The sequence below is a fragment of the Dechloromonas denitrificans genome (assembly GCF_001551835.1).
Lineage (GTDB): Bacteria > Pseudomonadota > Gammaproteobacteria > Burkholderiales > Rhodocyclaceae > Azonexus > Azonexus denitrificans.
Map to the genome: position 1 here is coordinate 81,549 of NZ_LODL01000013.1, position 12,250 is coordinate 93,798.

Here is a 12,250-nt window from a genome sequence, read left to right on the forward strand (position 1 = left end):
ACAATATGTCTTTAACGATAGGTGTGGTGCGCGAAAGCGCGCCAGGAGAACATCGCGTCGCGCTTGTGCCGGAAACGGCCAAGAAGTTTCAGGCCCTCGGGGCCAAACTCGTCCTTGAGAATACCCTGGGGCTGGAAAGCCACTTCATGGATTCAACCTATGAAGGGGCGACTTTCGACCAGGAAAAATCGGGGATTTACCGCAATTCGAACCTGATTCTGCGCGTTGCCCCGCCGACGCCGGAAGAAATCGCCGAAATGCCGGAAGGCTCGGTTTTGATCGGCCTGCTCAAGCCGTTTGAAGACAAGGCCCGTCTTGCCGCGCTCAATGCCCGCAAGATCACTGCCTTCGCCCTCGAACTGCTGCCGCGCATCTCGCGCGCCCAGAGCATGGATGCGCTGTCGTCGCAGGGCTCGTGCGCCGGCTACCAGTGCGGCCTGATCGCCGCCGCCCGCTGTACCAAGTTCTTCCCGATGCTGACCACTGCCGCCGGCACCATCCGGCCGGCCCGCGTCCTGGTCGTCGGGGCCGGTGTCGCCGGCCTGCAGGCGATTGCCACCTGCAAGCGGCTCGGCGCCATGGTCGAAGCCTATGACGTGCGGGCCGCCGCCAAGGAGCAGATCGAATCGCTCGGCGCCAAGTTCGTCGATACCGGCGTCTCGGCCGACGGGGCAGGGGGCTATGCCCGCGAGTTGTCCGCCGAAGAGAAGGCGCAGCAGGCTGAAAAATTGGCCAAGGCGGTCGCCATGGCCGATGTCGTGATCACCACGGCGGCCATCCCCGGCAAGAAGGCGCCGGTGATCATTACGGTCGACATGATCAAACGCATGAAATACGGCGCCATCATCGTCGACATGGCCGCCGAATCCGGCGGCAACTGCGCGCTGACCCAGCCCGGCGAGCACGTCGTCGCCAACGACGTCAATATCCACGGCCCGTTGAATCTCCCTTCGCGCATGCCGACGCATGCTTCCGAGCTGTACGCCAAAAACCTCTACAACTTCCTGTCGCCGTGGATCAAGGACGGCCAGCTCGCCTTCGACTGGAGCGACGAAGTGGTGGCCGGCACCTTGCTGTGCAAGGACGGCGCGACGGTGCACGCCACCGTGAAACAGGTTCTGGGAGACGCATGATGGATGGTTTGCTCGCTTTGTATATCTTCACGCTCGCCGCCTTCACCGGCTACGAGATCATCGCCAAGGTGCCGGTCATCCTGCACACGCCGCTGATGTCCGGTTCCAACTTCGTGCACGGCGTGGTCGTGGTCGGCGCCATGCTGATGCTCGGCACCGCCGACACCGTCGTTCAGCAGGCCATCGGCTTCTTCGCGGTGGCACTGGGCGCGGCCAATGCGGCTGGCGGCTACGTGGTCACCGAGCGCATGCTCGCCATGTTCAAGAAGAAGGAGGCTTGATCATGACGTTGCCGATCTACGTTCAAGGCGCCTGGTACCTCGGCGCACTACTTTTCATCTTCGGTTTGAAAGGCATGGGCTCGCCGGCCAGCGCCCGCAAGGGCATCGTCATCGCCGGCTACGGCATGCTGCTGGCGATTGCCGCCACTTTCCTGATTCCCGGCCTGCAGAACCTGGCGCTGATGGCTCTGGCGCTGGTTGTCGGCGGGGCGGTGGCCTGGATCTCCGGCAAGAAGGTCAAAATGACCGATATGCCGCAGATGGTCGCCATCTACAACGGCATGGGCGGCGGTGCAGCGGCGGCGATTGCGGCCATCGAGTTCGCTAAGGGTGATGCGCACAGCGTGGTCACCACCATCCTGGCGGTGGTCGGTGCGCTGATCGGTGCCGTTTCCTTCACCGGCTCCTGCGTCGCCTGGGCCAAGCTGCAGGGCGTGCTTAAGAAAGCGCATCGCCTGCCGGCCCAGAATGCCGTCAATGTCGTGCTGGCCTTGGTCGCCATCGGTCTCGGTGCCGCCATGGTCGCCATGGCCCCGGCCCAACCGCAATTGATCTTCGCCTTCTTCGCCGTTGCTCTGGTGCTCGGCCTGATCGTCACGCTGCCGATCGGTGGTGCCGACATGCCGGTGGTGATCTCGCTGTTCAATGCCTTCACCGGCCTGGCCGTCGGTTTCGAAGGCTACGTGCTGGGCAACCCGGCGCTGATCATTGCCGGTATCGTCGTTGGTGCAGCCGGTACGCTGCTCACCCAACTGATGGCCAAGGCGATGAATCGGCCGCTGACCAACATTCTCTTCACGCCGATGGTGGCGAGCGGTCCGGGCGAGGCGATCTCCGGCACGATGAAGGAAGTCGGTCCAATCGATGCGGCGGCGATGATGCGCTACGCCAGCAAGGTCATCATCGTGCCGGGTTACGGCATGGCGGTGGCGCATGCCCAGCACAAGGTCTGGGAAATGACGGCGTTGCTCGAAGAAGCCGGGGTCGAGGTCAAGTTCGCCATCCACCCGGTAGCGGGGCGGATGCCGGGCCACATGAACGTGTTGCTGGCCGAAGCCGGCGTGCCCTACGACAAGATTTTCGACCTTGAGGAAATCAATGGCGAATTCGGCCAGGCCGACGTCGCGCTGATCATCGGCGCCAACGACGTGGTCAATCCGACGGCACGTACCGACAAGTCGAGCCCGATCTACGGCATGCCCATCCTCAATGCCGACATGGCGCAAAACGTCATCGTCATCAAGCGCGGCAAGGGTACGGGTTATTCCGGGGTTGAGAATGCGTTGTTCTACACGGACAATTGTCGGATGTTGTATGGCGATGCCCAGCCGATGGCCGGGGAAATCATCCAGCAACTGAAGGCCATGGGCTAAACTCCGGCCCCTCGAAAAGCCCGGCCTGGCCGGGTTTTTTACAGATTTTCTTTTTGTGGATCATCCAGCATGTATCGCTTATTGCCCTTGCTTGTCCTGTTTCCGGCCGCCGCTCAGGCGGCGGATACGTTGCCGATGGTCGGTGGTATTCCCGTCGATTTCATTCTCTTTGGCCTGACCCTGCTCGGTGTGGCCCTCTTTCACAACGCGACCTTGTATGTCGCCTTGACCGGCCTGGCGACGATCAGCCTGTACAAGATCCTGTTCACCGGCTTCAAGACCGGCGTCGGTATCGCCGGCTTTGCCGGTCACCTCGGCCATGAGTGGGTGACGCTGGCCAACCTGTTCTGCCTGCTGACCGGCTTTGCGCTGCTCGCCCGGCATTTCGAAAAGAGCCATGTCCCGGTCATCCTGCCCAAGTTCTTGCCGGACGACTGGAAGGGCGGCTTCGTGCTGCTGGTCATGGTCTTCTTTATTTCCAGTTTCCTCGACAACATCGCCGCGGCGCTGATCGGTGGCGCCATGGCCCACCAGTTGTTCAAGGCCAAGGTGCATATCGGCTTCCTGGCGGCCATCGTCGCTGCTTCGAATGCCGGTGGTTCCGGTTCGGTGGTCGGCGATACGACGACGACGATGATGTGGATCGACGGCATCAGCCCGCTGGTCGTGCTCGATGCCTATGTGGCTGCCTTCGTCGCCCTGCTCATCATCGGCTACTTCGGGGCCAAGCAGCAGCATGCCTATTCGCCGATCATCAAGAACGCCAACCAGCACACCCACGTCGATTGGGGCCGCATCTTCATCGTCGGCCTGATGCTGGTTTTTGCCGTGGTGACCAACGTTACCATCAACGTCAAGTTCCCAGAACTGGCCGAACATTTCCCCTTCATCGGGGTTGCCGTCTGGGTAGCGATCATCCTGACCATTCCGGTACGCCGTCATGATTGGGAGTTGTTGCCGGAAACCATCAAGGGCTCGGTCTTCCTGCTCTCGCTCGTGCTCTGCGCCTCGATGATGCCGGTCGAGCAGTTGCCGCAAGCCTCGTGGCAGTCGGCCCTGGCCCTCGGCTTCATTTCCGCCATTTTCGACAACATTCCGCTGACCGCGCTGGCCTTGCGCCAGGGCGGCTACGACTGGGGCTTCCTGGCCTATGCCGTCGGTTTTGGCGGTTCGATGCTGTGGTTCGGCTCGTCGGCTGGTGTTGCACTGTCCAGCATGTTCCCGGAGGCCAAGTCCGCCGTTCAATGGCTGCGCCATGGCTGGCACGTCGTGCTGGCCTACGTCGTTGGTTTCGCCGTATTGCTGGGCACCCTGGGCTGGCATCCGGAAGCATCGCACAAGAAGGTCGCTGCACCGGTCGCGGTGGTGGCGCCAGCGCACTGATTTCCTGACGCCTTGGCATGACCAGAAGGGGCTCGTCAGAGCCCCTTTTTCATGTCGGGTTTGCGACAAAAAATGATGCCTTTTTGCACCATGACGGTGCCTTGAAATTAATAACTAACTATATGATAAAGAACGAAAAATAACTCCTATAATGCGCGCCTTTTCCACGGCAAAACAGGCTGCGTTCATGACATACATTTCCCCCGCCCATACTTCCAGCCGTCTCGGTGCCAACCATGGTTACCGCTTTGACGGCGATTTCGTCCATCTCAATGCCGAAGTCGATTTTTCCGCTGCAGATCTGGACGCCGGCCAGGCTTGGGCCGTGCAGTTGTGGGCCAGCGATAATGGTTTTGCCTGTGGCGAACTGAGCGGCGTCAAGGTGGCCGAAATGGCGATTCAGCCGCTGGCAGGGGTGCTGGCGACGGCCTGCTGCCATGCCATGCCGCCGGCCGGGGCGGTCGATCAGACGCTGGCGCTGGCGCTGGTCAGTTACGCCGCCGATGCGCTGCCGCAAGTCCGCGATCTGGCGGTTTATGCGACGCGCGAAAGTTTTTACCAGCCACGCCTGAGCGGTCAGGTCGATTGCACGCTGGCCGATGGTGCGGCGGTCATCGCCATCGACACCATCGCCAACCCGCGTGCCGCCGACAACCTGAGCGGCACGCTGGCCCTGGAAGTCTGGGCGCTGGATGCGCCTTATGCCGGCGGCGCCTGGACGGGTAGCCCGGTCGCCAGCGTCATTGTCGGCGTGCTGGCCGGCGGCAACGAATGGACGAACTGCCTGTTCAACGTCCCGGCCGCGCTGCCAGCGACGGGGGCTGCGCTGACCGTGATGCTGCGCGAATGGACGCCGGCCGGTTACGTGACGCGTGACTATCGCAATATCGCTGCGCCGCCGCTTCAAGTCGAAAAAACGGCGATGCCTGCGGTCGACGTCGCCGAAACGGCAAAAGCCAAACCGCAACCGGTCGAGAAGGCGGCGGCAAAGACCCCGGCCCCGGCAGCCAAGCCAGAAAAGCCAGTTCAGGAAGCCGTCAAGAAGCCGGCCCGCAAAGCCGCGGCCAGCAAGCCGGCCGCCAAGTCGGTCTCGGTCAACCGCGCCAGCGAGGCCGAACTGCTTGCCGTCAAGGGCCTGCCGCCCAGCGTTGCCCGCGCCATCATCGCCGCCCGCCCGTTTGCCATGCTGGACGAGGTGTGCAAGGCCAAGGGCATGGGGCCGAAGATGCTGGCCAAGCTGCGCGACCTGCTGGTGCTCTAGGAGCTGGCTGAAATGCCCGTCCTGGCTGCACGGCGTAGCGGGGCAGGGCGAATCATGGATTGTCGGCTTGCACGCAAATGACCGGGACACTGGTCATTTGCAGCACTTTTCGGGTCACCGAGCCGAGCGCCAGGCCAGCAATCCCGCCCAGGCCGCGGGTGCCCATCACGATGCTGTCGCAGCCGAGTTCGCTGGCCAGCGCAACGATGCTCCTTGCCGTGTCGCCCAGCCTGACATGGACATGGTGGGCGATGCCGGCTGCTTCGAGTGCGTGCCGCACGCTGTTCATGGCCATCTTCGCCCGGGCGGCAAGCTGGGCTTCGATAGCCTCCGGTTCCAGACCGTAGGCTTGCCCTTTATGTGGCTCGGGCTCGATGTTGACGACATGCACGTCGAGCGGCCCGTGCATCTGGACGAAATCGATCAGGTAACGGGCGGCGGCAAACGAGTGCTTTGAGCCATCAACCGGTAATAGCACCTTGCGCATGTTGTCCTCCTGATCCGGGCGTGCTGGCAAATTGCCCAGCCCTTGTTCTCACTGTAGAACGCCGGTCGGCAGCCCGATAGTTGTTTTCCTGGCCCGACCCGGCCGGGCGGAATTGTCGCTGGGTTCGCCCCTTGTCGCGTTTGCGACAAATTATTATTCAAATAAAACAATGAATTAAAGGTGGCACTCGTCTTGCTAATTGCTAACCAGACCTCTGGAGAACAGCATGAAAGCCAGCGAAATCCAGGCTCTGCTCGACGAGCCAGCCTGTAGCCACAACAAGAAGGAAAAGTCCGGGTGCGCCAAGCCCAAACCCGGTGCCACGGCCGGTGGCTGCTCCTTCGACGGCGCGCAGATCGCGCTGCTGCCGATTGCCGACGTGGCCCACATCGTCCATGGCCCGATCGCCTGTGCCGGTTCGTCCTGGGACAACCGCGGTACGCGCTCTTCCGGCGCCACGCTGTACCGCATCGGCATGACCACCGACCTCTCGGAAACCGATGTCGTCATGGGGCGCGGCGAAAAGCGGCTGTTCCATGCCATCAAGCAGGCCATCGACAGCTATTCGCCGGCCGCCGTCTTCGTCTATAACACCTGCGTCACCGCGCTGATCGGCGATGACGTTGAGGCCGTCTGCCGCGCCTCCACTGAACGGAGCGGTATCCCGGTCGTGCCGGTCGATGCAGCCGGTTTCTACGGCACCAAGAATCTCGGCAACCGACTGGCTGGCGAGGCGATGTTCAAGCACGTTATCGGCACCGCCGAACCGGCGCCGGCCGCACCGCGTGCCGACGGCCTGCCGACCTACGACGTCAATCTGATCGGCGAGTACAACATTGCCGGCGAGTTCTGGCACGTGGCGCCGCTCTTCGACGAACTCGGGCTGCGCATCCTCTGCACGCTGTCCGGCGATTCGCGCTTCCATGAAGTGCAGACCATGCATCGGGCCCGGGTCAATATGGTGGTCTGCGCCAAGGCCCTGCTCAACGTCGCGCGCAAGATGGAAGACAGCTTCGGCATCCCTTTCTTCGAAGGCAGTTTCTACGGCGTGCAGGACGTTTCCAACGCGCTGCGCGACTTCGCCCGCCTGATCGGCGACCCGGATCTGACGGCGCGGACCGAGGCGGTGATCGCCCGCGAGGAAGCCAAGGCGCACGCTGCCCTTGAACCCTGGCGCGCCCGCCTGAAGGACAAGCGGGTGCTGCTCTACACCGGCGGCGTCAAGTCGTGGTCCATCGTTTCGGCCTTGCAGGATCTCGGTCTGAAGGTTGTCGCCACCGGCACCAACAAGTCGACCGAAGAGGACAAGGCACGCATCCGCGAACTGATGGGCGAGGAAACCAAGATGATTACCGACGGCAGCCCGAAAGCCTTGCTGGCGACCTACCACGAGTACCAGGCCGACATCCTGATCGCCGGTGGCCGCAATCTCTACACGGCGCTCAAGGCGCGGATTCCCTTCCTCGACATCAACCAGGAGCGCGAATTCGGCTACGCCGGCTACAGCGGCATGGTCGAACTGGCACGGCAACTGGCCTTGTCGATGGAAAGCCCGGTCTGGCAGGCGGTGCGCAAGCCGGCGCCGTGGGCCAAACAGAGCGGTCCGGGCAGCGTGCTGGCGGCGTGATGAAAATGCTGAAGCCTGTTAGTTCGTCGTTCCCGCGCAGGCGGGAACCCAGAAAACACAAGGCCTGGATCCCCGCCTGCGCGGGGATGACCGGTCGTATTGGACGCTAAGTCTCATGGCTGAAATCATTGTTTCCAAGAAAGCACTGGCCGTCAATCCGCTCAAGGTCAGCCAGCCGATCGGCGCCTCGCTCGCCTTCCTCGGCCTCGCCCGCAGCCTGCCGCTGATGCATGGTTCGCAGGGCTGCACGGCCTTCGGCAAGGTCTTCTTCGTGCGCCACTTCCGCGAACCGATTCCGCTGCAGACGACGGCGATGGATCAGGTATCGACCATCATGGGTGCCGACGAGAACATCATTGAGGCGCTGCGCACGCTGTCCGACAAGAGCAAGCCGGACATCATCGGCCTGGTCACCACCGGTCTCTCGGAAACCCAGGGCACCGACATTCGCCGGGCACTGCGCGACTTCCGCACGGCGCACCCGGAATTCGCCCACGTCGCCGTCGTTCCGGTCAACACGCCGGATTACGTCGGTTGCCTGGAAAGCGGTTATGCGCTGGCCATCGAATCGCTGATCGAAACGCTGGTCCCGGAAAGCAATTGCGTCGGCAAGCGGCCGAAGCAGGTCAATGTACTGGCCTCGGCCATGCTGACGCCGGGCGATATCGAGGCGATCAAGGAGTGGGTCGAAGCCTTCGGACTGCGCCCGATCGTCGTGCCGGACATCGGCGATTCGCTCGATGGCCATCTGGTCGAAGCCGAGACCTCTTCGCTGACCCTCGGTGGCACGCCACGCTCGGAAATCGAGATCATGGGCGAGTCCACCGCAAGCCTGGTGGTCGGCCCCTCCCTGAACAAGGCGGCTGACATCCTGAAGAAGCGGACCGGGGTGCCCGATTACCGTTTCGCCGGCCTGCTCGGCCTCGACGATTGCGATGCTTTCACGCAGGCGCTGGCCGAGATTTCCGGCAAGCCGGTGCCGGCGAAGGTCGAGCGCCATCGTGCCCAGTTGCAGGATGCGATGGTCGATTGCCATTTCATGGTCGGTTTCGCCCGCGTCGCGCTGGCCGCCGACCCGGATCTGCTCGGCATGCAGGTTCGTTTCCTGACCGGCATGGGAGCCGAAGTGGTCAGCGCGGTCAGCCCGCACAAACACGAAAGCCTGGCCAGCCTGCCGATCGAGAAAGTCGTCATCGGCGATCTGGAAGACATGGAAAAGCAGGCGAGGGCGGCTGATGCGCAATTCATCATCGCCAACTCGCACGCCGCCGAAACAGCGCACCGACTCGGCCTGCCGCTGCTGCGCGCCGGCTTCCCGCAGTACGACCACGTGGGCGGTTATGCCCGCACCTGGGTGGGTTACCGCGGCACGCGGCAAGCCCTGTTCGATCTCGCCAACCTGATGCTGGGACAACACCATGAACTCGAACCCTATCGATCAATCTACTGGGCCGCTGACCGGGATGAACTCGGCGCCGGCAAACAACATGTCCTCTCGTCGTCTGCAACTGGTCTGGTCCATTAAGCAGGAGCCGGAAGCCGTGATCAAGGTCGCTTTCGCCTCGACCGACCGGACCCGGGTCAATCAGCACTTCGGTGCCGCCGAGGGTTTTGTCGTCTATGACGTGACGCCGGACAAGGCGACGCTGGTCGGCGTCGCCGAATTCGCCGAAGAGGCGATGGACGGCAACGAAGACAAGCTCGCCGTCAAGGTGGACTTCCTCGAAGGCTGCGCCGCCGTCTATGTCATGGCGATTGGCGCCTCGGCGATCAAGAAATTGATGGCCAAGGGCGTCCAGCCGATCCGGATCAACGAGGTTGATGCGGTCGACGACCTGCTGGGCGAGATTTCCAAGGCGATGAGCGAAGGCGGCGTGGCCTGGATCGACCGTGCCATTGCCGCCCAGACCAAGGCCAAGGCCAAGGCCGAGGACCGCTTCGCCAGTATGGAAGAAGAGGGGTGGGAAGGATGAGCGCCCATCTGATCGAACACCGCGGCATCGTCCAGCGCATCGAGGGCGGCAAGGCGATTGTCGCCATGGAAACGGCCGGTTGCTCGTCCTGTGGCCAGGGCGGCAACTGCGGCATCGGCAAGATGGCCAGCGGTCGCGCCGCCACCTTGTTGTCGCTGCCGGCGACGGCCAATCTGAAGGCCGGCGACGTCGTCTGCATTACCTTGCCGCAAAGCCGGCTGACCCTTTCGGCGCTGCTCGGCTATCTCTTCCCGGCCTTTGCCATGCTGCTCGGCGCCGGACTCGGCGCGACGCTGCAAGGCAGCGATGCGGCGACGGCGGTCGGCGGCATTGCCGGCTTCCTCGGGGCCTTGGCCATCGCCCGCGTCGTCATCGGCCTGATTCCCGGGCTGCTGCCGGCCCCCCAACTGATTCCCGTTTCAAACCAATCCAATGCTTCACAACAGGAGTTCCACCATGAGCGCTGATCCCATCTTCGAAACCGACTTCGTCAAGGAAATGGCCCGCCAGATGCGCGCGCTGGACACCTACGGCACCTACACCGGCTGGACGGTCGAGAAAATTCTCGATCCGTATGTCCTGACCAAGGAACGCAAGGCGGAAATTCCGCTGATCGGCGACCCGGACGATGAAACCATTTCCCGCGTCAAGGCGTTCTACAACGCCATCGCCGTACTGATCGAGAAGGAATGCAAGCTGCTGGCCGTGCCGCTGGTCCATCTGACCCACGAAGGCTTCGGTCGGGCGCTGATTACCGTCGGCAAGCTGGTCGCCGTCGATCGCACCCTGCGCGACGTGCATCGCTTCGGCTTTGCCAGCCTGTCCAAGATGAAGGACGAAGCCGACAAGATCCTCGGCGTCGCCATCGAACGCATCGGCCAGAACTCGGCCGTCGCCGGTCTGTAAGGGGAGGGCGGCATGACCGATGAAGAACTCGCCGCCCTCGACAAGGAAGTGAAGAAGTTGAAGCGCATCGCTTCCGAATGGGCCTCGCAAATGCACGATCTGGTGGAGGACCGCCTGCCGGCGGCCTACCACGAGATTCCAGAACTTTCCCAATCCACCTTTGACGCCTGCAAGGCCTGGGCCGAGGCCAGCACTCGCCTGGCCGCCGCACAGAAAGGACTCCCCGCATGATTACCGGACTCACCCGCGGCGGCGCCGAATGGACGCCGCAATTCGCCACCCATCTCGACCAGTCCAAGTGCATCGGCTGCGGCCGCTGCTACAAGGTCTGCCCGCGCAATGTCCTCGATCTGGTCGAGCGCGAACTCGATGATGACAACGACGACGAAGACGACAACATGATGGTGATGTCCCTGGCCAATGCCATGGACTGCATCGGTTGCGGCTCCTGTGGCCGCGTCTGTCCGAAAGACTGCTACACCTACGCGCCGGCCTGAGTCGGCGGGCGCTGCTACTCGCGTGGGTTTCGGGGCTCCCGCTCGGGCGGGACGCCCCGGGCCTCGGCGTGGGCGGCGCCTGGACAAAGGCAAATGGAGGCAAAGATGAGCCAAGGCATTCCTGATTCATCCGTCGGCGAAGCTGTCTGTAGCGCGCTGCGCAGCCAGGTGGGCAAACTCGGCCTGACGATCGGTGACGAGCCGGTCTGGGCCGAGGCGGCATTCGAGGAAACGACCGATCCGTTTTCGCAGGAGATCAGCGTGATCGCCTACTGGCGCGGCGGGGCGCGTTTCGGCAAGGCGACCTTCTTTCCCGATGGTCGGATCTTTGCCGAGTACCAGGTCTTGTTGCCGCATCCTGAAAAGGCGGGCAGCTACGTGGATTCCGTGCAAATCTGGGGTCGACCGCAGCAATTGCGCGGCGAGGCCGTGCTGGCCGAGTACGCGACCTAAGCGATGCCCGCCTCGCCCCGCCTGATCCTGCTCCATAAACATGGCACCAGCGGTCGTCTCCGTTTCCTCTGCCTGAGCTCGGGCGTCGTTGCCTTCCTGCCGCTGCCGGCCTTGGCGGCGCTGCGCGACGAGGGCTATTCGCCAACCCTGCAGTTCCATCCGACGGCGCTTATCCGCGAGGCGGAAATCCATCTCGGGCTGCCGGAAGGCCGTATCGAGCCGGTCGCCGACTTCCAAGCCTGGGTCGATACCCCGGCCGGCGATGTTCCGGTACTGCTCGCTGCCTTCACCGGTATCGATCCGCCTTTTACCGCGGCCGAGCAGAGCGGCGGCCGCTTTATCGCAATTACCGAATCGCGCCAGTTGAGCGAGCTCGAACGTAACCTGCTGCGTCGGGCCTACGAACACGTTTTGGGGTGATTGTCGCAAAAGCGACAAAGCGCTGCGCTGCAACAATTCAATGAATTCAGTCGCTTAGTTGTTTATTTGAACATGGCACAGGGCTTGCAATGAATAGCCCATCTACTCTGGGAGAATCGCCATGATCAATCTGACCCCCGCTGCTGTAAAAGCTGTTCAACGCTTTATCCGTGGTTCCGAAACGCCGGTCGCCGGCTTGCGCCTGGTCATTTCCGGTGGCGGCTGCTCCGGCCTGCAATACGGCATGAAGCTCGAAGCCGAGAAGGCTGACGACGACTGGGAGCTGGAAGTCGAAGGCGTCAAGTTGCTGGTTGACCCGATGACTTTCCCGATGATCGACAACGTCAATATCGACTTCGTCGACACGCTGACCCACACCGGTTTCAAATTCGACAACCCCAACGCCAGCTCGCAGTGTTCCTGCGGCTCTTCATTCTCGGTTTAAGGAGCGCACGC

Annotated in this window: 16 protein-coding genes; 15 read left to right on the forward strand and 1 reads right to left on the reverse strand. The window is 62.7% G+C overall.

The window, feature by feature from the left end:
• Positions 1 to 5 precede the first annotated feature (5 nt).
• From AT959_RS06655 to AT959_RS06675, 5 genes are all read left to right on the forward strand, one after another.
• On the forward strand, positions 6 to 1,133 hold the full coding sequence (locus tag AT959_RS06655) for an NAD(P) transhydrogenase subunit alpha (protein ID WP_066881915.1): 1,128 nt from the start codon (positions 6 to 8) through the stop codon (positions 1,131 to 1,133).
• Positions 1,133 to 1,414, forward strand: a complete 282-nt coding sequence (locus tag AT959_RS06660; RefSeq protein ID WP_205629859.1) for an NAD(P) transhydrogenase subunit alpha part 2 — start codon at positions 1,133 to 1,135, stop codon at positions 1,412 to 1,414. Before AT959_RS06655 ends, AT959_RS06660 begins: the two co-directional genes overlap by 1 nt.
• Before the next feature lie 2 nt (positions 1,415 to 1,416).
• Complete coding sequence (locus AT959_RS06665; protein WP_066881919.1) at positions 1,417 to 2,787, forward strand: NAD(P)(+) transhydrogenase (Re/Si-specific) subunit beta; 1,371 nt, start codon at positions 1,417 to 1,419, stop codon at positions 2,785 to 2,787.
• A 69-nt stretch (positions 2,788 to 2,856) separates the two neighbouring features.
• A complete protein-coding gene (locus tag AT959_RS06670; protein WP_240481768.1) occupies positions 2,857 to 4,170 on the forward strand; it encodes a citrate transporter in 1,314 nt (437 codons plus the stop codon).
• 187 nt (positions 4,171 to 4,357) lie between these two features.
• On the forward strand, positions 4,358 to 5,431 hold the full coding sequence (locus tag AT959_RS06675; protein WP_157651230.1) for a ComEA family DNA-binding protein: 1,074 nt from the start codon (positions 4,358 to 4,360) through the stop codon (positions 5,429 to 5,431).
• Positions 5,432 to 5,483: 52 nt separating this feature from the next.
• On the opposite strand, the gene AT959_RS06680 is transcribed toward AT959_RS06675, so the two are convergent.
• Positions 5,484 to 5,918 carry a universal stress protein gene (locus tag AT959_RS06680; RefSeq protein WP_066881925.1) on the reverse strand — a complete coding sequence of 145 codons (435 nt, stop codon included), beginning with the start codon at positions 5,916 to 5,918 and terminating at the stop codon, positions 5,484 to 5,486.
• A gap of 226 nt (positions 5,919 to 6,144) precedes the next feature.
• Between AT959_RS06680 and nifE the strand changes: the two genes are divergently transcribed.
• The 10 genes from nifE to AT959_RS06725 all read left to right on the forward strand — a co-directional run bounded on the left by nifE (position 6,145) and on the right by AT959_RS06725 (position 12,239).
• The gene (nifE, locus tag AT959_RS06685; protein WP_066881927.1) at positions 6,145 to 7,545 is read left to right on the forward strand and encodes a nitrogenase iron-molybdenum cofactor biosynthesis protein NifE; all 1,401 of its coding nucleotides are present in this window, start codon (positions 6,145 to 6,147) and stop codon (positions 7,543 to 7,545) included.
• A 115-nt stretch (positions 7,546 to 7,660) separates the two neighbouring features.
• Complete coding sequence (nifN, locus tag AT959_RS06690) at positions 7,661 to 9,070, forward strand: nitrogenase iron-molybdenum cofactor biosynthesis protein NifN (RefSeq protein WP_066881929.1); 1,410 nt, start codon at positions 7,661 to 7,663, stop codon at positions 9,068 to 9,070.
• Positions 9,033 to 9,518, forward strand: a complete 486-nt coding sequence (locus AT959_RS06695; RefSeq protein ID WP_066881931.1) for a NifB/NifX family molybdenum-iron cluster-binding protein — start codon at positions 9,033 to 9,035, stop codon at positions 9,516 to 9,518. Before nifN ends, AT959_RS06695 begins: the two co-directional genes overlap by 38 nt.
• Complete coding sequence (locus tag AT959_RS20400; protein ID WP_083518281.1) at positions 9,515 to 9,985, forward strand: SoxR reducing system RseC family protein; 471 nt, start codon at positions 9,515 to 9,517, stop codon at positions 9,983 to 9,985. Before AT959_RS06695 ends, AT959_RS20400 begins: the two co-directional genes overlap by 4 nt.
• The gene (locus AT959_RS06700; RefSeq protein WP_205629847.1) at positions 9,975 to 10,424 is read left to right on the forward strand and encodes a NifX-associated nitrogen fixation protein; all 450 of its coding nucleotides are present in this window, start codon (positions 9,975 to 9,977) and stop codon (positions 10,422 to 10,424) included. The genes AT959_RS20400 and AT959_RS06700 overlap by 11 nt, the downstream gene beginning before the upstream one ends.
• 12 nt (positions 10,425 to 10,436) lie before the next feature.
• Entirely contained in the window at positions 10,437 to 10,655 is a 219-nt protein-coding gene (locus AT959_RS06705; protein WP_066881935.1) for a CCE_0567 family metalloprotein, read from the forward strand.
• Positions 10,652 to 10,921, forward strand: a complete 270-nt coding sequence (gene fdxB, locus AT959_RS06710; protein ID WP_066881937.1) for a ferredoxin III, nif-specific — start codon at positions 10,652 to 10,654, stop codon at positions 10,919 to 10,921. Before AT959_RS06705 ends, fdxB begins: the two co-directional genes overlap by 4 nt.
• Before the next feature lie 105 nt (positions 10,922 to 11,026).
• Positions 11,027 to 11,374: a hypothetical protein gene (locus tag AT959_RS06715; protein ID WP_157651231.1), complete on the forward strand. Its 348-nt coding sequence runs from the start codon at positions 11,027 to 11,029 to the stop codon at positions 11,372 to 11,374.
• A 3-nt stretch (positions 11,375 to 11,377) separates the two neighbouring features.
• Entirely contained in the window at positions 11,378 to 11,794 is a 417-nt protein-coding gene (locus tag AT959_RS06720) for a hypothetical protein (RefSeq protein WP_066881941.1), read from the forward strand.
• A 121-nt stretch (positions 11,795 to 11,915) separates the two neighbouring features.
• A complete protein-coding gene (locus AT959_RS06725) occupies positions 11,916 to 12,239 on the forward strand; it encodes a HesB/IscA family protein (RefSeq protein ID WP_066881943.1) in 324 nt (107 codons plus the stop codon).
• The last annotated feature ends 11 nt before the right edge of the window (positions 12,240 to 12,250 follow it).

What these genes read in the sequence shown, in the direction of transcription:
- AT959_RS06660 (WP_205629859.1), top strand. Translation starts at nt 1,133, where the DNA reads ATGGATGGTTTGCTCGCTTTGTATATCTTCACGCTCGCCGCCTTCACC.
- AT959_RS06695 (WP_066881931.1), top strand. Translation starts at nt 9,033, where the DNA reads ATGTCCTCTCGTCGTCTGCAACTGGTCTGGTCCATTAAGCAGGAGCCG.
- AT959_RS06655 (WP_066881915.1), top strand. Translation starts at nt 6, where the DNA reads ATGTCTTTAACGATAGGTGTGGTGCGCGAAAGCGCGCCAGGAGAACAT.
- fdxB (WP_066881937.1), top strand. Translation starts at nt 10,652, where the DNA reads ATGATTACCGGACTCACCCGCGGCGGCGCCGAATGGACGCCGCAATTC.
- AT959_RS06680 (WP_066881925.1), bottom strand. Translation starts at nt 5,918, where the DNA reads ATGCGCAAGGTGCTATTACCGGTTGATGGCTCAAAGCACTCGTTTGCC.
- nifN (WP_066881929.1), top strand. Translation starts at nt 7,661, where the DNA reads ATGGCTGAAATCATTGTTTCCAAGAAAGCACTGGCCGTCAATCCGCTC.
- AT959_RS06725 (WP_066881943.1), top strand. Translation starts at nt 11,916, where the DNA reads ATGATCAATCTGACCCCCGCTGCTGTAAAAGCTGTTCAACGCTTTATC.
- AT959_RS06715 (WP_157651231.1), top strand. Translation starts at nt 11,027, where the DNA reads ATGAGCCAAGGCATTCCTGATTCATCCGTCGGCGAAGCTGTCTGTAGC.
- AT959_RS06670 (WP_240481768.1), top strand. Translation starts at nt 2,857, where the DNA reads ATGTATCGCTTATTGCCCTTGCTTGTCCTGTTTCCGGCCGCCGCTCAG.
- AT959_RS06720 (WP_066881941.1), top strand. Translation starts at nt 11,378, where the DNA reads ATGCCCGCCTCGCCCCGCCTGATCCTGCTCCATAAACATGGCACCAGC.
- AT959_RS06700 (WP_205629847.1), top strand. Translation starts at nt 9,975, where the DNA reads ATGAGCGCTGATCCCATCTTCGAAACCGACTTCGTCAAGGAAATGGCC.
- AT959_RS06665 (WP_066881919.1), top strand. Translation starts at nt 1,417, where the DNA reads ATGACGTTGCCGATCTACGTTCAAGGCGCCTGGTACCTCGGCGCACTA.
- AT959_RS06705 (WP_066881935.1), top strand. Translation starts at nt 10,437, where the DNA reads ATGACCGATGAAGAACTCGCCGCCCTCGACAAGGAAGTGAAGAAGTTG.
- nifE (WP_066881927.1), top strand. Translation starts at nt 6,145, where the DNA reads ATGAAAGCCAGCGAAATCCAGGCTCTGCTCGACGAGCCAGCCTGTAGC.
- AT959_RS06675 (WP_157651230.1), top strand. Translation starts at nt 4,358, where the DNA reads ATGACATACATTTCCCCCGCCCATACTTCCAGCCGTCTCGGTGCCAAC.
- AT959_RS20400 (WP_083518281.1), top strand. Translation starts at nt 9,515, where the DNA reads ATGAGCGCCCATCTGATCGAACACCGCGGCATCGTCCAGCGCATCGAG.